Origin of the sequence: Vibrio sp. V23_P3S9T160 (assembly GCF_963886625.1) — a bacterium.
GTDB lineage: Bacteria > Pseudomonadota > Gammaproteobacteria > Enterobacterales > Vibrionaceae > Vibrio > Vibrio anguillarum.
The window spans coordinates 1-16708 of record NZ_CAWPDB010000099.1; the positions used below are offsets into that span (position 1 = coordinate 1).

The 16708-nt window shown below is 45.0% G+C and carries 14 protein-coding genes; 6 read left to right on the forward strand and 8 right to left on the reverse strand.

The window, feature by feature from the left end; all coding sequences use genetic code 11:
• Positions 1–179 precede the first annotated feature (179 nt).
• Positions 180–3383 carry a hypothetical protein gene (locus tag AACU59_RS04935; RefSeq protein ID WP_094144881.1) on the reverse strand — a complete coding sequence of 1068 codons (3204 nt, stop codon included), beginning with the start codon at positions 3381–3383 and terminating at the stop codon, positions 180–182.
• Positions 3380–5146, reverse strand: a complete 1767-nt coding sequence (locus AACU59_RS04940; RefSeq protein ID WP_094144880.1) for a hypothetical protein — start codon at positions 5144–5146, stop codon at positions 3380–3382. Before AACU59_RS04940 ends, AACU59_RS04935 begins: the two co-directional genes overlap by 4 nt.
• Before the next feature lie 1316 nt (positions 5147–6462).
• On the opposite strand from AACU59_RS04940, the gene AACU59_RS04950 reads away from it, so the two are divergent.
• A complete protein-coding gene (locus AACU59_RS04950) occupies positions 6463–6813 on the forward strand; it encodes a hypothetical protein (RefSeq protein WP_094144878.1) in 351 nt (116 codons plus the stop codon).
• Here AACU59_RS04950 and AACU59_RS04955 read toward each other — a convergent pair.
• Positions 6810–6959: a hypothetical protein gene (locus AACU59_RS04955; RefSeq protein WP_168929840.1), complete on the reverse strand. Its 150-nt coding sequence runs from the start codon at positions 6957–6959 to the stop codon at positions 6810–6812. The two genes, AACU59_RS04950 and AACU59_RS04955, sit on opposite strands and share 4 nt — an antisense overlap.
• A gap of 299 nt (positions 6960–7258) precedes the next feature.
• Here AACU59_RS04955 and AACU59_RS04960 point away from each other — a divergent pair, with 299 nt between their 5' ends.
• From AACU59_RS04960 to AACU59_RS04970, 3 genes are read left to right on the forward strand one after another with little or no spacing between them, the layout of a single operon-like run.
• Positions 7259–7447: a helix-turn-helix transcriptional regulator gene (locus tag AACU59_RS04960; RefSeq protein WP_041416689.1), complete on the forward strand. Its 189-nt coding sequence runs from the start codon at positions 7259–7261 to the stop codon at positions 7445–7447.
• Between the two features lie 16 nt (positions 7448–7463).
• Positions 7464–9125, forward strand: a complete 1662-nt coding sequence (locus AACU59_RS04965) for a DUF927 domain-containing protein (RefSeq protein ID WP_094144877.1) — start codon at positions 7464–7466, stop codon at positions 9123–9125.
• Between the two features lie 56 nt (positions 9126–9181).
• Entirely contained in the window at positions 9182–9427 is a 246-nt protein-coding gene (locus AACU59_RS04970) for a helix-turn-helix transcriptional regulator (protein ID WP_029550504.1), read from the forward strand.
• A gap of 37 nt (positions 9428–9464) precedes the next feature.
• Here AACU59_RS04970 and AACU59_RS04975 read toward each other — a convergent pair whose 3' ends face one another.
• The 4 genes from AACU59_RS04975 to AACU59_RS04990 all read right to left on the reverse strand — a co-directional run bounded on the left by AACU59_RS04975 (position 9465) and on the right by AACU59_RS04990 (position 13608).
• On the reverse strand, positions 9465–10379 hold the full coding sequence (locus tag AACU59_RS04975) for a nucleotidyl transferase AbiEii/AbiGii toxin family protein (protein ID WP_053037469.1): 915 nt from the start codon (positions 10377–10379) through the stop codon (positions 9465–9467).
• A 4-nt stretch (positions 10380–10383) separates the two neighbouring features.
• On the reverse strand, positions 10384–11157 hold the full coding sequence (locus AACU59_RS04980; RefSeq protein ID WP_046127239.1) for a type IV toxin-antitoxin system AbiEi family antitoxin: 774 nt from the start codon (positions 11155–11157) through the stop codon (positions 10384–10386).
• A gap of 115 nt (positions 11158–11272) precedes the next feature.
• Entirely contained in the window at positions 11273–12556 is a 1284-nt protein-coding gene (locus tag AACU59_RS04985) for a tyrosine-type recombinase/integrase (protein WP_053037470.1), read from the reverse strand.
• Between the two features lie 185 nt (positions 12557–12741).
• A complete protein-coding gene (locus AACU59_RS04990) occupies positions 12742–13608 on the reverse strand; it encodes a YicC/YloC family endoribonuclease (RefSeq protein ID WP_013855720.1) in 867 nt (288 codons plus the stop codon).
• Between the two features lie 178 nt (positions 13609–13786).
• Between AACU59_RS04990 and rph the strand changes: the two genes are divergently transcribed.
• Positions 13787–14503: a ribonuclease PH gene (rph, locus tag AACU59_RS04995; RefSeq protein WP_017042236.1), complete on the forward strand. Its 717-nt coding sequence runs from the start codon at positions 13787–13789 to the stop codon at positions 14501–14503.
• A 469-nt stretch (positions 14504–14972) separates the two neighbouring features.
• Positions 14973–15614 carry an orotate phosphoribosyltransferase gene (pyrE, locus tag AACU59_RS05000; protein ID WP_013855722.1) on the forward strand — a complete coding sequence of 214 codons (642 nt, stop codon included), beginning with the start codon at positions 14973–14975 and terminating at the stop codon, positions 15612–15614.
• Positions 15615–15715: 101 nt separating this feature from the next.
• Here pyrE and lpxM read toward each other — a convergent pair whose 3' ends face one another.
• Positions 15716–16693: a lauroyl-Kdo(2)-lipid IV(A) myristoyltransferase gene (lpxM, locus tag AACU59_RS05005; RefSeq protein WP_094144876.1), complete on the reverse strand. Its 978-nt coding sequence runs from the start codon at positions 16691–16693 to the stop codon at positions 15716–15718.
• Positions 16694–16708 lie beyond the last annotated feature (15 nt).

Consider the following 16708-nt stretch of genomic DNA (forward strand, 5'->3'; position numbering starts at 1 on the left):
AATAAAAACAATGCCTTATGTGTTTTGTTGGTTTTTTTATTATATTCACTACCCAATTTACTACCCATAAAGACTATCTCATTACTGGGTAGTTCTAGGAAGCTACTAGCCATAATAACAAACTGGGAGAAGTGGGAAACTGGGAATTTATTGCCACTCTTTAGTTTTTCATCATGACTCTACTTGGGCGGCAGTTTTCTCCTGTCACCTAATATTCGAAATCCCTCAGGTACAGGCTTAAACTTATCACCTTCTTCAGGCCAGCGTTTTGCTCGACTTTGAAATGCTCTGAGTGCGCCAATATCCAAGGTGGCTGCAACCACAAAGTCATTGTCTCCACCTCTTAGTCTAGCTATATCCCGCAGGAAGCTCTCTTTGGATGGTGATCGGACACGGCTATCGCCGTATTTTCGGTTGTTTACCAGTATGGTGTAGGCATGAACGTCTAATGCTGCGGATTCGATTAGAGAGGAAAATGTATCTAGATCTCTATTCCAGCTAAGAACCATAAGGGCATCAACAGCGCCTTGGAAACGAATGCGTGCTTTGCTGTTTTGCAGTTCCGAACAGACCATTACACCAAAGTTGAAGCCATTATGGATATAAATCGGCTTTAGTGCTTTCTCTGGTGTATCCCACTCCTTACCATATTTCACAGTTAGTTCTTTATCCTCGCCAACTGCTGGTTCAAGCTTTGGCTGCCATACTTTGACAAAGGTTGGATAGCCAAGCCGGTTATCTGCGAGGATCAGAGCTGCTTCACTTAGGATTTTGTTACCATCTTTGTGTCGATACTCGGTTCCTGCTATCAGGCTGATACCCGCAGCACTGAGTCTGCTAGCAATACTGTTCAGCCAGCGCAGAGGAATAGATAGTTCAGGGAAAATAACATAATCAGGCTTCGGGCTTAGTTTCAAAGCATCGTTAACCAGCTTTGATATTTTCTGGTAGCGATTACGGCTTAAATTCGGCTTATTACAGGCGGTAGCGGCCCAGTCGGTGTCTTCGGTACGTAAGTTGGTTAAGGCAACGATGACTTTTTCTTTGCTATCAGTTCCTATTCTCAGGTATTTCTTGCGCTGTTTTGATTTTTTGTCGTTAGCATCCTGTTCAGCTGCCAGAAGGGTGGGCTTTATCCAAACTCCACGTAGCACTTGGGTGTATTTAGCCCAGATAACAGCTGGACCATAAATCGGAGATTTTCCAGATGCCGAAGGCAAGCCTACACACTCGGGAGCAAGTTCGGATATTTCAGCCGGCGACAATGGTCGAGTTGGGAATAGGTAAGGCAGATAGCTATCATTTTTTCTGGGGCCTTTGATTACCTTACCCAATCTTGTTTTGCGGGTAGAGTCGATAAACTTCTCAAATGTATCCACATCGATCAGCCCTGAGCTGCCAAGAAAATTTAGGATCTGCTTTTCTTTCTTGCTATTACGCTTGCCAACCAGTTTCTCAGCAGATTGGCTATTCAGAATGTATTTATAGGCTTCTTTAGCTAGATCTGCTGAAGCAACGAGAGGCGCTTTTGTCGCGAAGTCGGCTACGTCAAAGTGAAGATTGAGTAGTGACTTAACATCAAAAAGGTTGGTCACTATTTGATTAAGAAAAAGGTCGGCTAAGCGCTTCTTCTTACTCGAGCGTTCACCCAGAAATAGCTTGCTCGGATCATGGTATCTGGTCGCAGCATCGATAAATAGCCATGTTAGGGTTCCCTTGATGTAGCCCCAGAGATCCTTTAATACTTTGGCATCACTACCATTAATTCGAATTTGCTTACCGTTACCAACTTCGATGGCTAATGTATCGATAGCTCGATAGGACTTCACTGCTATCTGTTCAGCTTGCTCCCACTCATTCATGCTGATCGCAAATCCAAGTAGTCTTGGCAAGTAATTGAAATGAGCAAATAGATTATCTGCGCGTAAGATATGATTATGAGCAAACTGATAAAACTCTTCGCGCTGTTCTTTCCATTGATGAGGTGGTAAATCTCGCGCAAGGGTTTCTACGTGGCGTAATTGTAGGGACCAGCCTAAACGGCGAATAGTCAAGCCATCAGCTCTGCGCAATGTATCGGCATTTTCGCCTACACTACCTGCAGCGGAAAGTACTTTAGCTGCTGTCGAATGCTCCAATTGGTCTGGCGACGGCATCAAGCGATGTTCACTAGAAAGCTCATATATCTCTTTTTCAATACTATCCAGCAGATCGAGCCCTGCTCGCCCCTGCAATATAAATAACTTTTGCTTGTCAGACTGAAGCGATATTTTTGAATCGCCTTGGATGCTGGCGTCTTGGTTTATTTCCCAAACCTTTTTGTTTTTGGCATTCTGCGAAATAACCTTTTCACCCATTCGAGCCTGAATCAGTTTCATCAAATCTAGGCTATTGGAAATCTTACCTGTATCACGTAACACGAGAAACATGTCATCTACGTAGCGCCCGTAATGAATAGGCGACAACTTTTCCAGAACAAGCCTGTCCCATTTGTGCAGTAACGCGTTAGAAATAATACGACTGCACGTCAGGCCAATCACCAAGCCGCCACTGATCTTGGCTTTTCGGCCACCAACATTTTTGCCAAATTCCTTAGCACCTTCTGCCCAGTTGTTAAGGAATTTAGATAGTTGTTCTGTGAATGCTTCTTCTTCATCGGTCAGTTTTAGATCAAGCGATTCAAACAAAGCTTTGCGCGAAATCGCCAGAGGGTCAATAAAGTGGTAATAACATTTCAGATCGAGGGATACGGCAATAATATCTCGGTCTTTTTCTAGCTCGTCCCTGATGGCATTTAGGCCGTCGCTGCGCCATTTTTGATAGGGTTGAAAATAAGGGACAAATGAGCCAATTGAGCTAATGTGGAATGGATTTTCATCCTGGTCCGCGAATAACTCATCATTACGGATACGTTTTAGTCTAGCTCCGTAGCAGCTATCATTGAACTTGGCGTCAAACTGGTGACCAATCATATTGATCCACAGTGCGGAAATTATGTGGGTATCTACCGGAAAGTCACCCACAATCCGGAATTCTGGGACTATATCGTAATTATTGAACAGACTTTCTACTGCTCTCTCTGGCTTGGAGAAGTGCACATGACCATTATCGGTAGTATCTGATTTTTTATTTGTAGAGAGTTTCTTTGGAAGCAATCGAAAATGCCCAAGTAATGTCCCGTTATCTTCGAAACTTGCGTCTCTCTTTAATTGAGTTAATAGTTCATTTAAGTTAGCTAATAAGTCTTGCTCGTACTCAGCGAACTTTATAGCCGTGGGGAAGGTATTCTCGAAGAAACAGTCGGCTTTGGCCTTTCTGTATGCTACTAGAAGATCTTCTATTGTGAGTGAATCCCATCCCGTAAATTTTGCCTGATAACTCATTGTTGTTTCCTTTGGTTATCAGCTGCTGCTACAACCTGTTCAATTAACTGCCTAATTGTAGGGTGGCTCAGTTTGGATACTAGAGGTGATACATAGTCACGGCCTTGATTCCAATGTAAATTGGTGTTGTAAATTAAGCCAAGTAAAAAATAGCTTTCCGGAATATCAATTCCAACCCCAGAAGCTATATCCAACTTGTTTGATGTTCCGTGCTCTGAAATAAATCTCTCTTGGGAATCGGTATTGGGCAATAAGCAATAGACTAGATGCTCAATAGCGAGCCGCATAGCGAAGCAAACAGCGACTGAATCATAGTTTTTATTGTTCAGATATCTGTCGAGTTCGCTGTTGACATAATTTTTGAATAAATCCGAATTGCTCCAATCTTTGGGTAAAAAATGGGGCCATTCATCAGTAATTGCATGAGTCTTTGGGTGAAAATGGAACCAGTGCCTATCGAGATAATCCCTAACTGGCTTCACCACCTCTTCATATTGTTCAGAATCTCTGAACTCAACTAATCTTAAAATATCCTTGGACTTACCTACGGGTTTCGATGACAAGTAATTGATCTGGATCTTATGTTTGTTGAAGCAGAAATCAAAGAATACGCCGGGATCAAGATGTGTCAGAATAATTGGGTAGATTACCTGATTACGTGCTTTATACGCTTCAATAATTGAAGTGACGTAGTATTGGAAGGCTACTAGATTGGCGTCATCCAAGTAGTCAAATACCTCGTCAATAACCAGTATAAGAGGCTTCTTGCTGCCATCATACAAGGTTTTATGGAGTTGAATAACAAGCGTAATTATGTCACGTTGACCGTTGGATAATTGATGTGCTTTGGGGAAACCAATAACTAAGTCTTTCTTTTTCTTGGTCTCTTCGAGCTTAGCCCATTGCCAAGTAGAGCTTTTGAAGTTGGTCAGTAAGTCTTGATACCTTGCTTTTACTGTAACGTAATATAGCCAGTCTATCGCAGCGGAAAATGTTTTAGGATCGGCAGCATGTAGGGCGGCGATTTGGTAAGCCGCAAAAAAGCCTTCGACCTCAGTAGTAACAGTACCACTCTGGATTAACTGATCAGAAATACCATTTAAAAGAGCTACTGCTCTTAGTTCATTTATACAGTTATCCAATATCCATTGTGATATGACAGCTGTACTTCCATTTTGTTTATTCACCTTGTCGGCAATAGCATGAACTGCTGTCTGTATTCGAATTTGAGTGAACTTTGTTAAGTCGACGTCTTGAATTGCATCCAAAAGTCTTGGATCTTTTAATAAGTTGGCAATGTTTGGCAAAATTTTTCCGTTTTGACCAAAGTTGGCTCTAGCGTCAGCAGGTTTATACGAAAAGTCTGTTTTCGCCGGAATTTTGCAGATTGTTATGGGCTTCACTTCAATGGTGGAGGATACTGCTCCCTTGAAAAGCTTTTTTGCTTTCGGGGTCAGGCCGCTATTAATTACAAGCACATCAAACTGTTGTCGAATCTCGTTTTTCGTTCTATCTGCACTTAATTTCTGCCCGTCAACAGTAATACTCAGTTCGGGCACAAGAGTTTCGTCCCCTCTATGATGATCGTTTTCAGCAAGATCTATTCGCTTTGTACTCATTGACGAGAAAGCAGTAGCGATCGAACTCTTGCCAAAGCCATTAGGTGCAACCAAAAGATTGGGTTTATAGGCTTTTAATTGCGTCTTAAAGCATTCGTTTGAAATGCCTTTGATGTTTCGTATCTCAATCTGACTTATGGTCATCGCCTAACATCCTTATTTTATTGTTATGTCTGCTCAAGTAGGGCACCTACCTGGCATTCAAACAGTAGGCAGCGTTTTTCAACGGTATGCAGATCCATTTTTTGCGCCGTCTCTTTATAGACCAGAGTTACGTAGCGCGGCTAAATTCTGTCTCTCTGGCAACGTCAGCAATACGTATCTTGTATTCGCCCATCATGCGGGCGAGATGGCAGCGCATCATGATCGTCCCCTTGAACTAACTGTCTGGCTTTAGGAACTGGATTCGATCATACCACTGCTTGCATAGTGTTTTGCGAGTTGAAGTTAAATTTTGTTGCCTAAACAGCAATTTGTGAAGCCTTAGAACCACATCTGCAGTAACTGGATATTGAGTTGGATTAGACCTAAGCTGCCAGAGGTCTGCTGTCACCATCTACGCAGTCGATTCAAATCGACAAGATTTGCACTATCAGATGGCCATGTCGTTATCCAGCAATTGGCCAGCAATTTCCCAAGCTGTGCGTCAGTTCGATATAGCACTCAAAAGCTACCAACAGATCGCTTTTTGATGGAAGGCGGGTGCCACCGCCCTGCGTTCGTTAACACCTATCACTGAGAGATGGCTTTTCGGTGGCTTTTTGATGACCCATATGAAGCTCAGTCTTGTGAACGGATTTTTGGTTTGATGAGCGATGAGTGCTGGAGTCATCATTTCTTCCCTGAAATTCCAGATAGATAGGAAGCTTTTCAAGATCATTCCATAGCAAGAATAAAGTCACTCTACTTTGGAATATTAGTGACAGTAATCCAGAGGGAATGTTGGCACTAAGATTCCAGATAGATAGGAAACCCTGCCGATTTATTCCAGCCGATGATTTAGCCGTGATATTCCACTTATGTGGAATTTGATGAGGAACATTCCAGATAGATAGTTATGTGGAAAGTTATTGGCTAGGTATTGGGCGGGAATAATCAGATATTTTCCAGTGTGGAATGTTGTCCTTTGTGTTTTCGTAAAATGTTCTAACGGAGCAAAGTTATTATTTTTCAGTCGGTTATTGTTTTTTCTCTGTGTCGGGACCATGATTTATTGAGAACTAACTGTGAGAGGAAAAAGGATGACAGCTTTTGAATGGGGGATGTTTGGGCTCTGGGTGTTTTTCACGCTGGTGTTCGTCTGGAGTTTATACAGTTACAGAGCCAACAAGATGAACTCCAAGGGTGGCAAGGGTGGCGATTAGTGGCTGGAACTTGCATTTTTCAATGTGGTGTTAGTCTGTAGTCACACTCATTTAAACGTGCTGACTTTCACATGTGAAAGTTTTAGAGAGGGTCTGATGATGAAACACCTGAGTAATATTTTCTTTATGCTGGTTTTTGTCATCGGATTAGCAGCGTATGGCAATACTAGTTTTGCTTGGTTTCTGCTTTGTTTGCCCTTAGTCGTATGGTTCTGGCATGTGCTTGGTTGGTGCGTGCGCTTTCCAAGGCTTATGGCGTTCGCATGGTTTTTTCTGCTGTGTTTTCAATGGCCAGCAGCGTTAGGATTGAGCGCTTCAGTGATTATCGTGTTGATGTTCAAGCAGTGGCATAGCATTGCTCGGGAAACGCCAGCGAAGCGTCGGCAACAGAGACAATGCCTTTTGGGAAGCTATGATTATGACTTCCGGACCTTTAGTGACGATTAACTTTCATCACTTCCATCCATTTTCCCTGCTTCTTCGGGCTGTTTTCCCTTATCCAGCTCCGCCAGTATCAATGATGCATTTTCTCTTGCTGCCGCAACGATATGCTCAGGCTGTTCTTCCAGCATTTGTTTCAGTGTTTTAGCCATAGCGCTCTCCATGAATATTCTGAACAGTTCTGTGAGTGTTTAGAATAAAAATTCTGGCGTTACATGTCACGAATGAACAATGTGACATGTAACAGTTTAGGTTTAGTCGTTAAAATTCAATTTTTTACATTCTGGTTTGTGATTCGATGTTTTAATTCTTTGTTCTCATTCCTGTATTTGCAGCACTGATAAATATCGCTCAATGTGCCCAAAATGGACAATTCCAGCGACGAGGATTGTACTCGGTGAACGGTATGATCGCTCATGACAAATCAAGATGTTATGGGAGAAACCTACATATGAATATCGCATTACTGAACAATCTACTCACGTATGAAGAAGTGTGTTCACTAACCAAACTGTCCCAGCCCACTTTGCGCCGCTATGTCAAAGCAGGCAAGTTTCCTCAGCCTATTAAGCCCAATCCAGAAGGTAAGGCCGTCAGATTTAGAGCGAGTGATGTTCGTCGCTGGATGGCTGAGCTCTAATTGGCGGGAGGTAAGAATGGGATTTCATCTTACAGAGACTCACCTTGAATGTCTGGAAAAAGAAGAACGCCAAGTTGTAGGTGGGTGGATAAAAGTAATCGCCAGAACTCGAAAGCAATCCAAGAAGCATGGGTTTGGTGCGTTAATCCAGTGGCGCAACATGGATGGCGTTTTGCTACAGGACATAGTATTCAACCGGGTATTACATGGTGACCAGTCTCGCTTGATTAGGGACGCCCTGATTGATTCTGGCTATTGGTTAGAGCCCTATCCACAAAGCTGGTCGCGTTTGCAGCGCTATTTGCTGCAAGAGATTCTAAAAGCCCCTGCGGGAATTTGTGTCGATTCAACAGGATGGCATGACAGTGTTTATGTCACTCAGGATTGGTGCGTTGGTACAAACTCAGAACCATACTATTACGCGGGTCAGCTCAATGAGTCGATGCTTAAACGCGCCGGTACTTTATCACAGTGGCAGTCTCAGGTTGGGGCCTTATGTGTTGGAAATCCGCTGATGATTTTTGTGGTGGGCGTGGCACTGTCTGCACCGCTACTGCATCCCGCCGCAGTAGAGAATGGTATTTTTCATTTGGTAGGGCCTTCGTCGACTGGCAAGACATCGCTGCTTGAACTGGCAGCATCTGTCTATAGTGATAGATCTTTCGTCCGCAGTTGGATTTCGACGGCCAATGGCTTGGCTGCTGTTGCCGCTGAACAACACGATATGATGCTGGGGCTTGATGAAATTGGCTTAGCGCGTCCTGAGGATGTTGATATTGCAACTTATCATATTGTCGCCGGTACCAGTAAATTGCGGGCTACAGAGAGTGGGGGATTAGCAAAACCATCCCACTGGCGAACGTTGGCATTGAGTACTGGTGAAATATGGTTGTCAGAGGTATTTGAATCGCTTGGGAAGCGGCCTAAGGCCGGTCAACAGATTCGTTTAGTTGAAATCCCGGTATTTGGTCAGTTCGGAGCTTTTGATGTATTGCATCGCTTTCAACGTCCGCAATTGTTTGTCGATCATGTGAAGTCTCAGACCAGCCGATACTACGGAAGCTTGTTTCCCGAATGGATGAATCTGCTGACATCAACCTATGAGCTTGCTCATTATACCAAATCAGAGATTCAGCGGCTGGTTGATCAATGGCGTACCAGTAGTATGTCTTCCCAAGTGATTCGGGTATTGCAACGCTTTGCTCTGGTCGCTACTGCGCTTGCTTTAGCTTCGCGCAATTATTTGGTGCCTTGGGATGAGGAAGAGTCTATTGATTCTGTGAAGCAAGTCTTGGGTCAGTGGTTAGCAGCTCGTGGCCACGTCATGAACACAGAGGAACATCAGGTCTTGGCCCGCTTAAAAGTCTTGCTGCCAAAATGGGAAAAGGCTCTATCTCCTATCGGTCATCAGAATACTGCTTCATTGATCGGATATTCCAGAGATGTAAATGGCGAGCGGCAATGGCTCATCGATAAAAGCCAGTTTTTGCGCCAGTTGGAAATGCCAGGGCAGTATATGCGCGAGGTAATGCCTTTACTCCAACGAGGATGGCTAACTACCAACGAGCCCGAACGTGCAACGTTAAAGCTTACGGTAAATGGCAGATCGAGACGTTTTTTTGCACTCTTGCCAGACCGAGTTTTTGCGGGGATACAGGAGCTGGAAATTGATGACTAGCACAGTTTATATCCCAGTTTCCCACTTTTCCCAGTTAGTCTTCGGAGGAAAATGTAATGAGTGAACAAACCTTCGTTTTGCCTAGTGAAGAAGTTCGTACTCAAGTGCTCAGTCAATCAGGTCAGTGTGAGCGACTGGTCAGAGAGCCTGACCGTAAGATGATCACTGGCGTCAGTCGCACTCAGTGGTGGATGATGGAACGGCAAGGCTTAGCCCCCCAACGGGTCAGGCTGAGCGCCCATTGTGTGGCTTGGCGGCTTTCAGATCTGCTGTGGTGGATTGAGCAGAGAAAAGCCGCTTGAGTAAAGTTAGAGCCCTGTCCTGTGTAGGGTGGGGCTTTTATATCGTCAATATTTGTTGAAGCCGATGGTAAGCTTCTGAATGTTTCTCTGGGTTCATTTTGGCCAGGTTTTGCATTTTCCAACGAACAGCAGGTAAATGGTCGATTCCTGAAAGCTCCAAAAGAGACCAGTCGGGGGAACGATTTTTGAAAGATAGTAAAAATGATCTCTCTTGAGGCGTCAAAGACGAGTTTATGAGCCTCACCAGCTGCTCGCGAGTTGCTTCGAGTTCCGCTTGGGGAATGTCTTGATCGGCCATATTCCGAAACTCTCCTTCATAAACACCTGAAATGTCCTTGAAGTTTGGTCTAAGTAGTTCGGCAATAGGACGTGGGTGGCTAATAATATAAACCAATAAGGCTTTGCGAAGCTCATCGGTGAGTCCTTCGTTATCAAGTAGTTGCTTGACGTCGAAAAGATCCCTCGGGTGTTGACGATCCAGTGCTGCACAGATTTTCCCCGCGTATAAATCGGCAAAATTCACCACTGGCATCTCTGCAAAACCAAATTCATCTTCAACAGCCCCACTTACTGGCATGACTTGGGGGTCGTAAACCGTACCGCGTAGTACAGGGGAGAGTTCAATTTTGATTTGAACGTTATCTCGCTCCACCAATAAACGCAGAGCATCTGATTTATCCAGGAAGGAGCGGACAACACGAGTATTGTCGATGTTAGCCGTTATCGTGGAGGCCAGGGTATCTAGGTTGCTCTTGATGGTCTGCAGGGCTTCATTCCGTTCCATCATGGGCAGAAAAACTAAGTCGATATCAACCGAAAGTCGAGGAAAGTCACGAACGAACAAATTGATAGCGGTTCCACCTTTGAGAGCGAAACAGTCGTGCTGCGCAACAAAAGGAATAATCCTGAGTAGTAGCTGCACTTGTCGGTAGTAGTGGCTTTGTCTATTCATGTTTTCACATATCCTTAGGCACTGTTATTTGCCAGGTTGGCTCTAGTTTGCCGCCTTTAGCGATCAGTCGTTTACCAGTGCCCAGTGCATACTGTTCTGGTGTGAGGTATTTAAGCCAAGCGTGTTGATGTCTTCCTGCCAGCCAGAGAAAGAGTCGCTTTGCTTTGATACTGCTACAGGCTTTCAGCAAGGAATTCAGCTTACGAGGCGATAGGTTGTGTAATCCTTGCATAAGTTGGTCAGCGTGTTCAAAGCTGATGGTATTGGGCACTATAGCTAAAAGCTCCAAAATGGCTTTCTCTGGACAGGAATAATGTAATGAAGGAAGAGATGCTTGCCAGCTATCTTGCCTCAGGTACTGGTTGTCTTGCATTAGCGTCTCTGGCCATAGGCGACGAGTGCCATGCCACTTAAATTGTGCTGGCGCATCGATTCTAGCCAGCCATCTAGGCAGCATCTCAGTAGAATAGAGGTGAATCTTGGGTTTGTTTCCTTTGGACAGGTAATGGCCAAGTCCTTCCAGCTCTAATGCTGTCAGACCTCCAACATGGACAGGGACATCGGCCATGCGTTGCAACGAAGCAACGATTCCTTTCCAGGATAGCTTCGCTTCTTGCCTAGTGTAAACACCAGCTGCGACAGGGATCAGCGTTTGGCTCCGGACTGCATTGTCCAGAAAATGCAGGTTGAGTCCTTGCGTCTCCAGCCATGATTTGGTGGCGATCATATCCAACGGCAGCAGTTTCTGTAGTTGCTGTCTGGCTTCAGTGTTCAGCATAACTGATCCCATTTTGGTTTATAAAAAAGAAAATACACGTTGATTATCGACGTGATTTTCAGACTTTTCAAACTAATTTGAATTTTGGGTTTGTAAGTTTGTAATTTCACGTCAATTATTGCCGTGAAAATTGTGATTTAAAAACCGTGTCAAAATTGACAATCTTATTTTCCCCATCGCCATTAACAATTGGAGCCAGCCACTCACCAAGCATGTTGTGAGCCACTTTGCGCTCCTCAAAATAAGCATCTTTGTTATAGATACCATCAGTTCGGTTACCTGGAATTTGGTTAAGGCATCGTTGAGCTATATTGTCAGGAATATTCATCTTACCCATTCGGGTTCTGGCAGTGCCTCTTAGGTCATGCACCCGGCGCTTTTCAAACGAGAAAAAGTTCTGTTCAAACAACTTCTTCAGTGCATGGTTTAAGGTATTCTCGCAGACATGTGGGGTACGTGCCTTTTTGCTTATTCGTCTGGCTGGGAATACCCATTCGCTACCACAACTGCGGATCTTCAGCTCTTCCAACCACAACAGGGCTGCATCACTGAGAGGAATGTCGATTGCGCGACGTTTCTTGGTGCGTTTTTTCGGCAGATGCCACACTCGATTTGGCAAATCAAACTCATGCCATGGTGCGGCCAATAACTCCATTTTCCGAGTACAAGTCGCAATCAACAAAGCACAAGCCAAATAGTTCTCTCGACTGAATTGCGCAGGGATCGCTCTGAGCTTGGTAAAGAACTCAACGACTTCGGTTTCGGTCATAGGGTCGTTTGCAGCTTGTTCCTCCCCACCTGCATCTTTGGGTCGAAAAGGGCTTGCAGGGTTGAACTGAGTAACATCGAGCTTGATGCCATGATCAAAAATGCGCTTGAGCATACGCATTACGTCGTTAGATATGGTTGGTCTTGGTGGTTTATCACCATAACCATTAGCGATATCCCGTAGGATTTCACTGATGTCGAGTGGTCTTATTTTATCTAGCTCGACTTTACCGATACGCCAAGCCACCTCTCGTTCGTAAAGGCTCTTTTCTTTTTCGTGGGTAGCAATTTGTCGCTGGCGGAGCTGATGATAGTCAGCATACAAATCATTCAGTGTTTTAAAGGGATTCTGATTAACTTTCTTGCGTTCTTGGACGGGATCAACTCCTTCACGTTTGATCGCTAACCTCAGCTTGGCGGCCTCATCACGAGCATCGGCCAGTGACCAGTCATCAACTTTACCGATAGTGTACTCGCGCCGAAGCTTAGTTGCTGGTGTGGTGTAGCGCAGCATCCAGTAGGCATCCCCGCGTTTGGGAGTCATCAAATACAGTCCATCGCCATCGGAGTGTCGGACGGATGATTTTTCCTTAATCAGTTTTTTAACGGTTTTGTCATGCAAATTGCCCATTTCTCGACCTCAAAAAATTGGGGAGTACAGTCTCGCTTAACTAACTATAGCGAGAAAATACTCCCCAATCTACTACCCATAACTACCCAAACTTAGTAGGTTTGCAATGGATGTTATGAGTGTCATTTTTTCATAATTTAATGATTTACAATGGTTTTAAGTCCGTCTTTGACCACTGGTGAAGGTTACTCTATGTTTTGGATCTGCTCTCTCATTTGCTCAATCAGAACCTTAAGTTCGACGCCGGAGGCCGTGATGTCGGTGCTGATTGATTTCGAGGCTAACGTGTTCGATTCGCGGTTAAATTCTTGCATCATGAAATCGAGCTTACGGCCGCATGAACCGCCTTTTTTGAGCACATTACGTGCTTCTTTGACATGCGAATCGAGGCGGTCTAACTCTTCGGCAACGTCTGATTTTTGTGCAAGTAAAATCAGCTCTTGCTCGACGCGCGTTGCATCAAGCTCAATCTTTGCTTCTTCAAACTTAGTCAATAGACGTTCACGTTGCCATTGCAGGATTTCTGGCATGCGTGCGCGCACTTTTACCACTTCTTCACTGATCGCCGTCAGGCGTTGTTCGATTAACGCCTTCATGTTGTCACCTTCACGGCCACGTGCGTCAATGAATTCAATGATTGCGTCATCAAAGCCTGCTAATAAGGCTTTATTAATGCTGTCCATGTCTTGTTCTGGCGTTTCCATTACGCCGGGCCACTGCATGATTTGAAATGGATTAATGCGGCTTAACTCGCCCGTCATGTGCATTACTTGGTTGGCGGCTTTAATCACTTGATTGGCGAGTGCTTCATTGATATTCAGCTCACTTTTAGCCGCAGGGTTTGCTTCATAACGTAAGTGACATTCTACTTTGCCGCGCGCTAAACGTTGGCGAAAGCGTTCACGCAGTACAGGCTCAAGACCACGAAATTGTTCCGGCAGGCGGAAGTAGGTTTCAAGATAACGTTGGTTTACCGAGCGAATTTCCCATACCGCGGTACCCCAATCACCTTTAACTTCTTTACGCGCGTACGCGGTCATGCTGTAAATCATTGATTTGTCCTTTGCTCACGAAGATGAAATATCAAACGAGAGATATGTTAGCACTAGCTTCACGCGTGTACTAGGTTCACGCCAATGCAAAGGGTGACCAACCTAGCGTCAAGGCGGCTAATCCGCTATAATCTCGCCCCAATCGATTCCGTCTCACCCGATAAAAGGTAGATGCACTATGCGTCCAAATGACCGCGCGGCCGATCAAATTCGCCCAATTAAAATCACTCGCAACTACACTGCTTATGCTGAAGGGTCAGTATTGGTGGAATTTGGTAATACCAAAGTATTGTGTAATGCCACTGTCGAAGAGGGTGTTCCTCGCTGGTTGAAAGGTCAGGGTAAAGGTTGGGTTACTGCCGAATACGGCATGCTGCCACGTGCAACCCATTCACGGACTCGTCGTGAAGCGACCAACGGTAAACAAGGTGGCCGCACCATGGAGATCCAACGTCTCATCGCTCGCAGCTTACGTGCTGTGGTGGATTTAGAGGCAATGCCAGAGGTGATGATCACGGTTGACTGTGACGTTATTCAAGCGGACGGCGGTACTCGCACTGCATCAATTACGGGCGCAAGTGTGGCACTGGCGGATGCGTTTGCTCATCTGGTTGCTAGCGGTAAATTGAAGAAGAATCCAATGAAAGGCCATGTTGCTGCTGTCTCAGTTGGCATCTTGGGTGAAAACATTTTATGTGATTTGGAATACGTGGAAGATTCTGCCGCCGACACTGATATGAATGTGGTGATGACTGAAAACGGTAAGATGATTGAAATTCAAGGCACCGCAGAGGGTGAACCGTTTAGCCATGAAGAGCTGATGGATTTACTGGCCGTTGCCAAGAAAGGCATCGCTGATATTGTTGAAGCGCAGAAAGCATCGTTATTAGATTGATCAAGTAGCTCCCGGTTGGGGGCTATTTTTTTGCCCGTTTTATTCATTGTATTGTTGTTCGTGATGACCCCACCCTAACCCTCCCCTATAAGGGGAGGGAATAAAGGAAGTGTTCCTAATATTGCCCTTGAGTGGAGGGAATTCATCATCTTAGTACCTCCCCTTTTAGGGGAGGCAAGCATTATCTTAGTACCTCTCTTTTTTCGGGGAGGCGAGCACCATCTTAGTACCTCTCTTTTTTCGGGGAGGCGAGCACCATCTTAGTACCTCTCTTTTTTCGGGGAGGCGAGCAGCATCTTAGAACCTCTCCTTTTTCGGGGGAGGTGAGCACCAGCTTAGTACCTCTCTCTTTTCGGGGGAGGTGAGCACCACTTTAGTACCTCCCCCTTTTAGGGGGAGGCTAGGAGGGGGTTGTTCTTGTTGGGAAAGCGAAATAAACCAAAGTGTATGAGTTAAGAGAGAGAAAATCATGAAAGCATACCAGCGTGAATTTATTGAATTTGCACTAGAAAAAGAAGTCTTGAAGTTTGGCGAGTTTACTTTGAAGTCTGGCCGAAAAAGCCCTTATTTCTTTAACGCTGGCTTGTTTAATACTGGCCGTGATTTAGCGCGCTTAGGGCGTTTTTATGCCGCTGCTTTGGTCGATTCTGGGATTGAGTTTGATGTGCTATTTGGACCTGCGTACAAAGGGATCCCAATTGCGACTACAACTGCAGTAGCGTTGGCTGATCATCATGATGTTGATACGCCGTATTGCTTTAACCGTAAAGAAGCGAAAGACCACGGTGAGGGCGGTAACTTGGTCGGTAGCGCATTAGAAGGGCGCATTATGCTGGTGGATGATGTCATTACAGCTGGTACTGCCATTCGTGAGTCGATGGAAATCATTCAAGCTAACGGTGCGGATCTTGCTGGTGTTTTGGTAGCAATTGACCGCCAAGAAAAAGGCAAAGGAGAGCTTTCTGCAATTCAAGAAGTCGAGCGTGATTTTGGTTGCGCGATCATCTCAATTGTTAGCCTGACCGATCTGGTTACTTACCTTGAAGAGAAAGGGGCAGATGCTAAGCACCTTGAGGCGGTAAAAGCGTATCGTGCGCAGTACGGAATTTAAGCATCAACTTATTTGCGAATCGTAGAGCTACTTGTTGAAAAGTAAAAGCCCCGAGTTTGTCGCTCGGGGCTTGTTTGTTATGAGTTCAGTGATTCTAGCGATTAACTTTGATCGCCATGGTGCGAGTTATCGTAAATTTCCGAGCCATCACGCTGCGTTTTCAACAGTGATAAATTCCACATGTACTGTTCTGGGCGTGGTGTGACTAAATCTTCAATCGCCTTATTCATAGCGCGTGCATCTTGCTCTTCATCGCCCGTTGGAAAGTTTTCTAATGCAGGCAAAATATGCACTTCGTACTTACAGGTTTTATCGTTATAAGCAGGCAAAATTGGCACGACTTTCGCTTTTGATAGGCGCGCCATTTTACCAAAACCTTTTAACGTAGCTTTTTCAGTGCCAAAGAATGGAACAAAGACCGAGTTGGCCGGGCCAAAGTCTTCATCGGGCAGCCAGTAGCCTAAGTATCCATCTTTAATTGAACGTACAAACGGTTTTACACCAGCATCACGTGCAAAAATACGCCCTCCATATTGCATGCGTTGGACGTGCATTAACCAATCACCGATAGGATTGCGCTGTGGCTTCATGATGGTGGTTACTTTATAGCCTTTTGCAGCAAGCATTACCGCAGGGTAATCGACCGCCCAAGCGTGAGGAGCGAGGATAATCACGTTCTCGCCAGCATCTAACAATGGCAATAAGTTCTCTTCACCAATCATGATGCCGCGTTGCTGATTGTGTTTTGTGGAACGAACCAAAAACTCCGAATAACCGAGCATGTATTGTGCTGCTTTGACAAAGGTTTCTTCCAAAATAGCCTGGCGTTCTTGCGGGGATTTTTCAGGAAAGCATTTTTCCAGATTCACTCGCGTGCGGCGTACAACACGGCCGTTTTTGCGTACCGCAAAGGTGGATAATTTGCGTGCTAGCCTATCTCGCCATACGGGTGGCATAAAGGCGAACAGAGCGGCAAAGAAGATCCCAATCCAAGTTCCCCAATGTTTTGGGTGTAAAAAAGCCCATTGGAATGTGGGGTTGTGCAAGTGTTTGTCTGTGCTGTTTTCGTTGTTGCTCATTGAAAGCAAAACCTT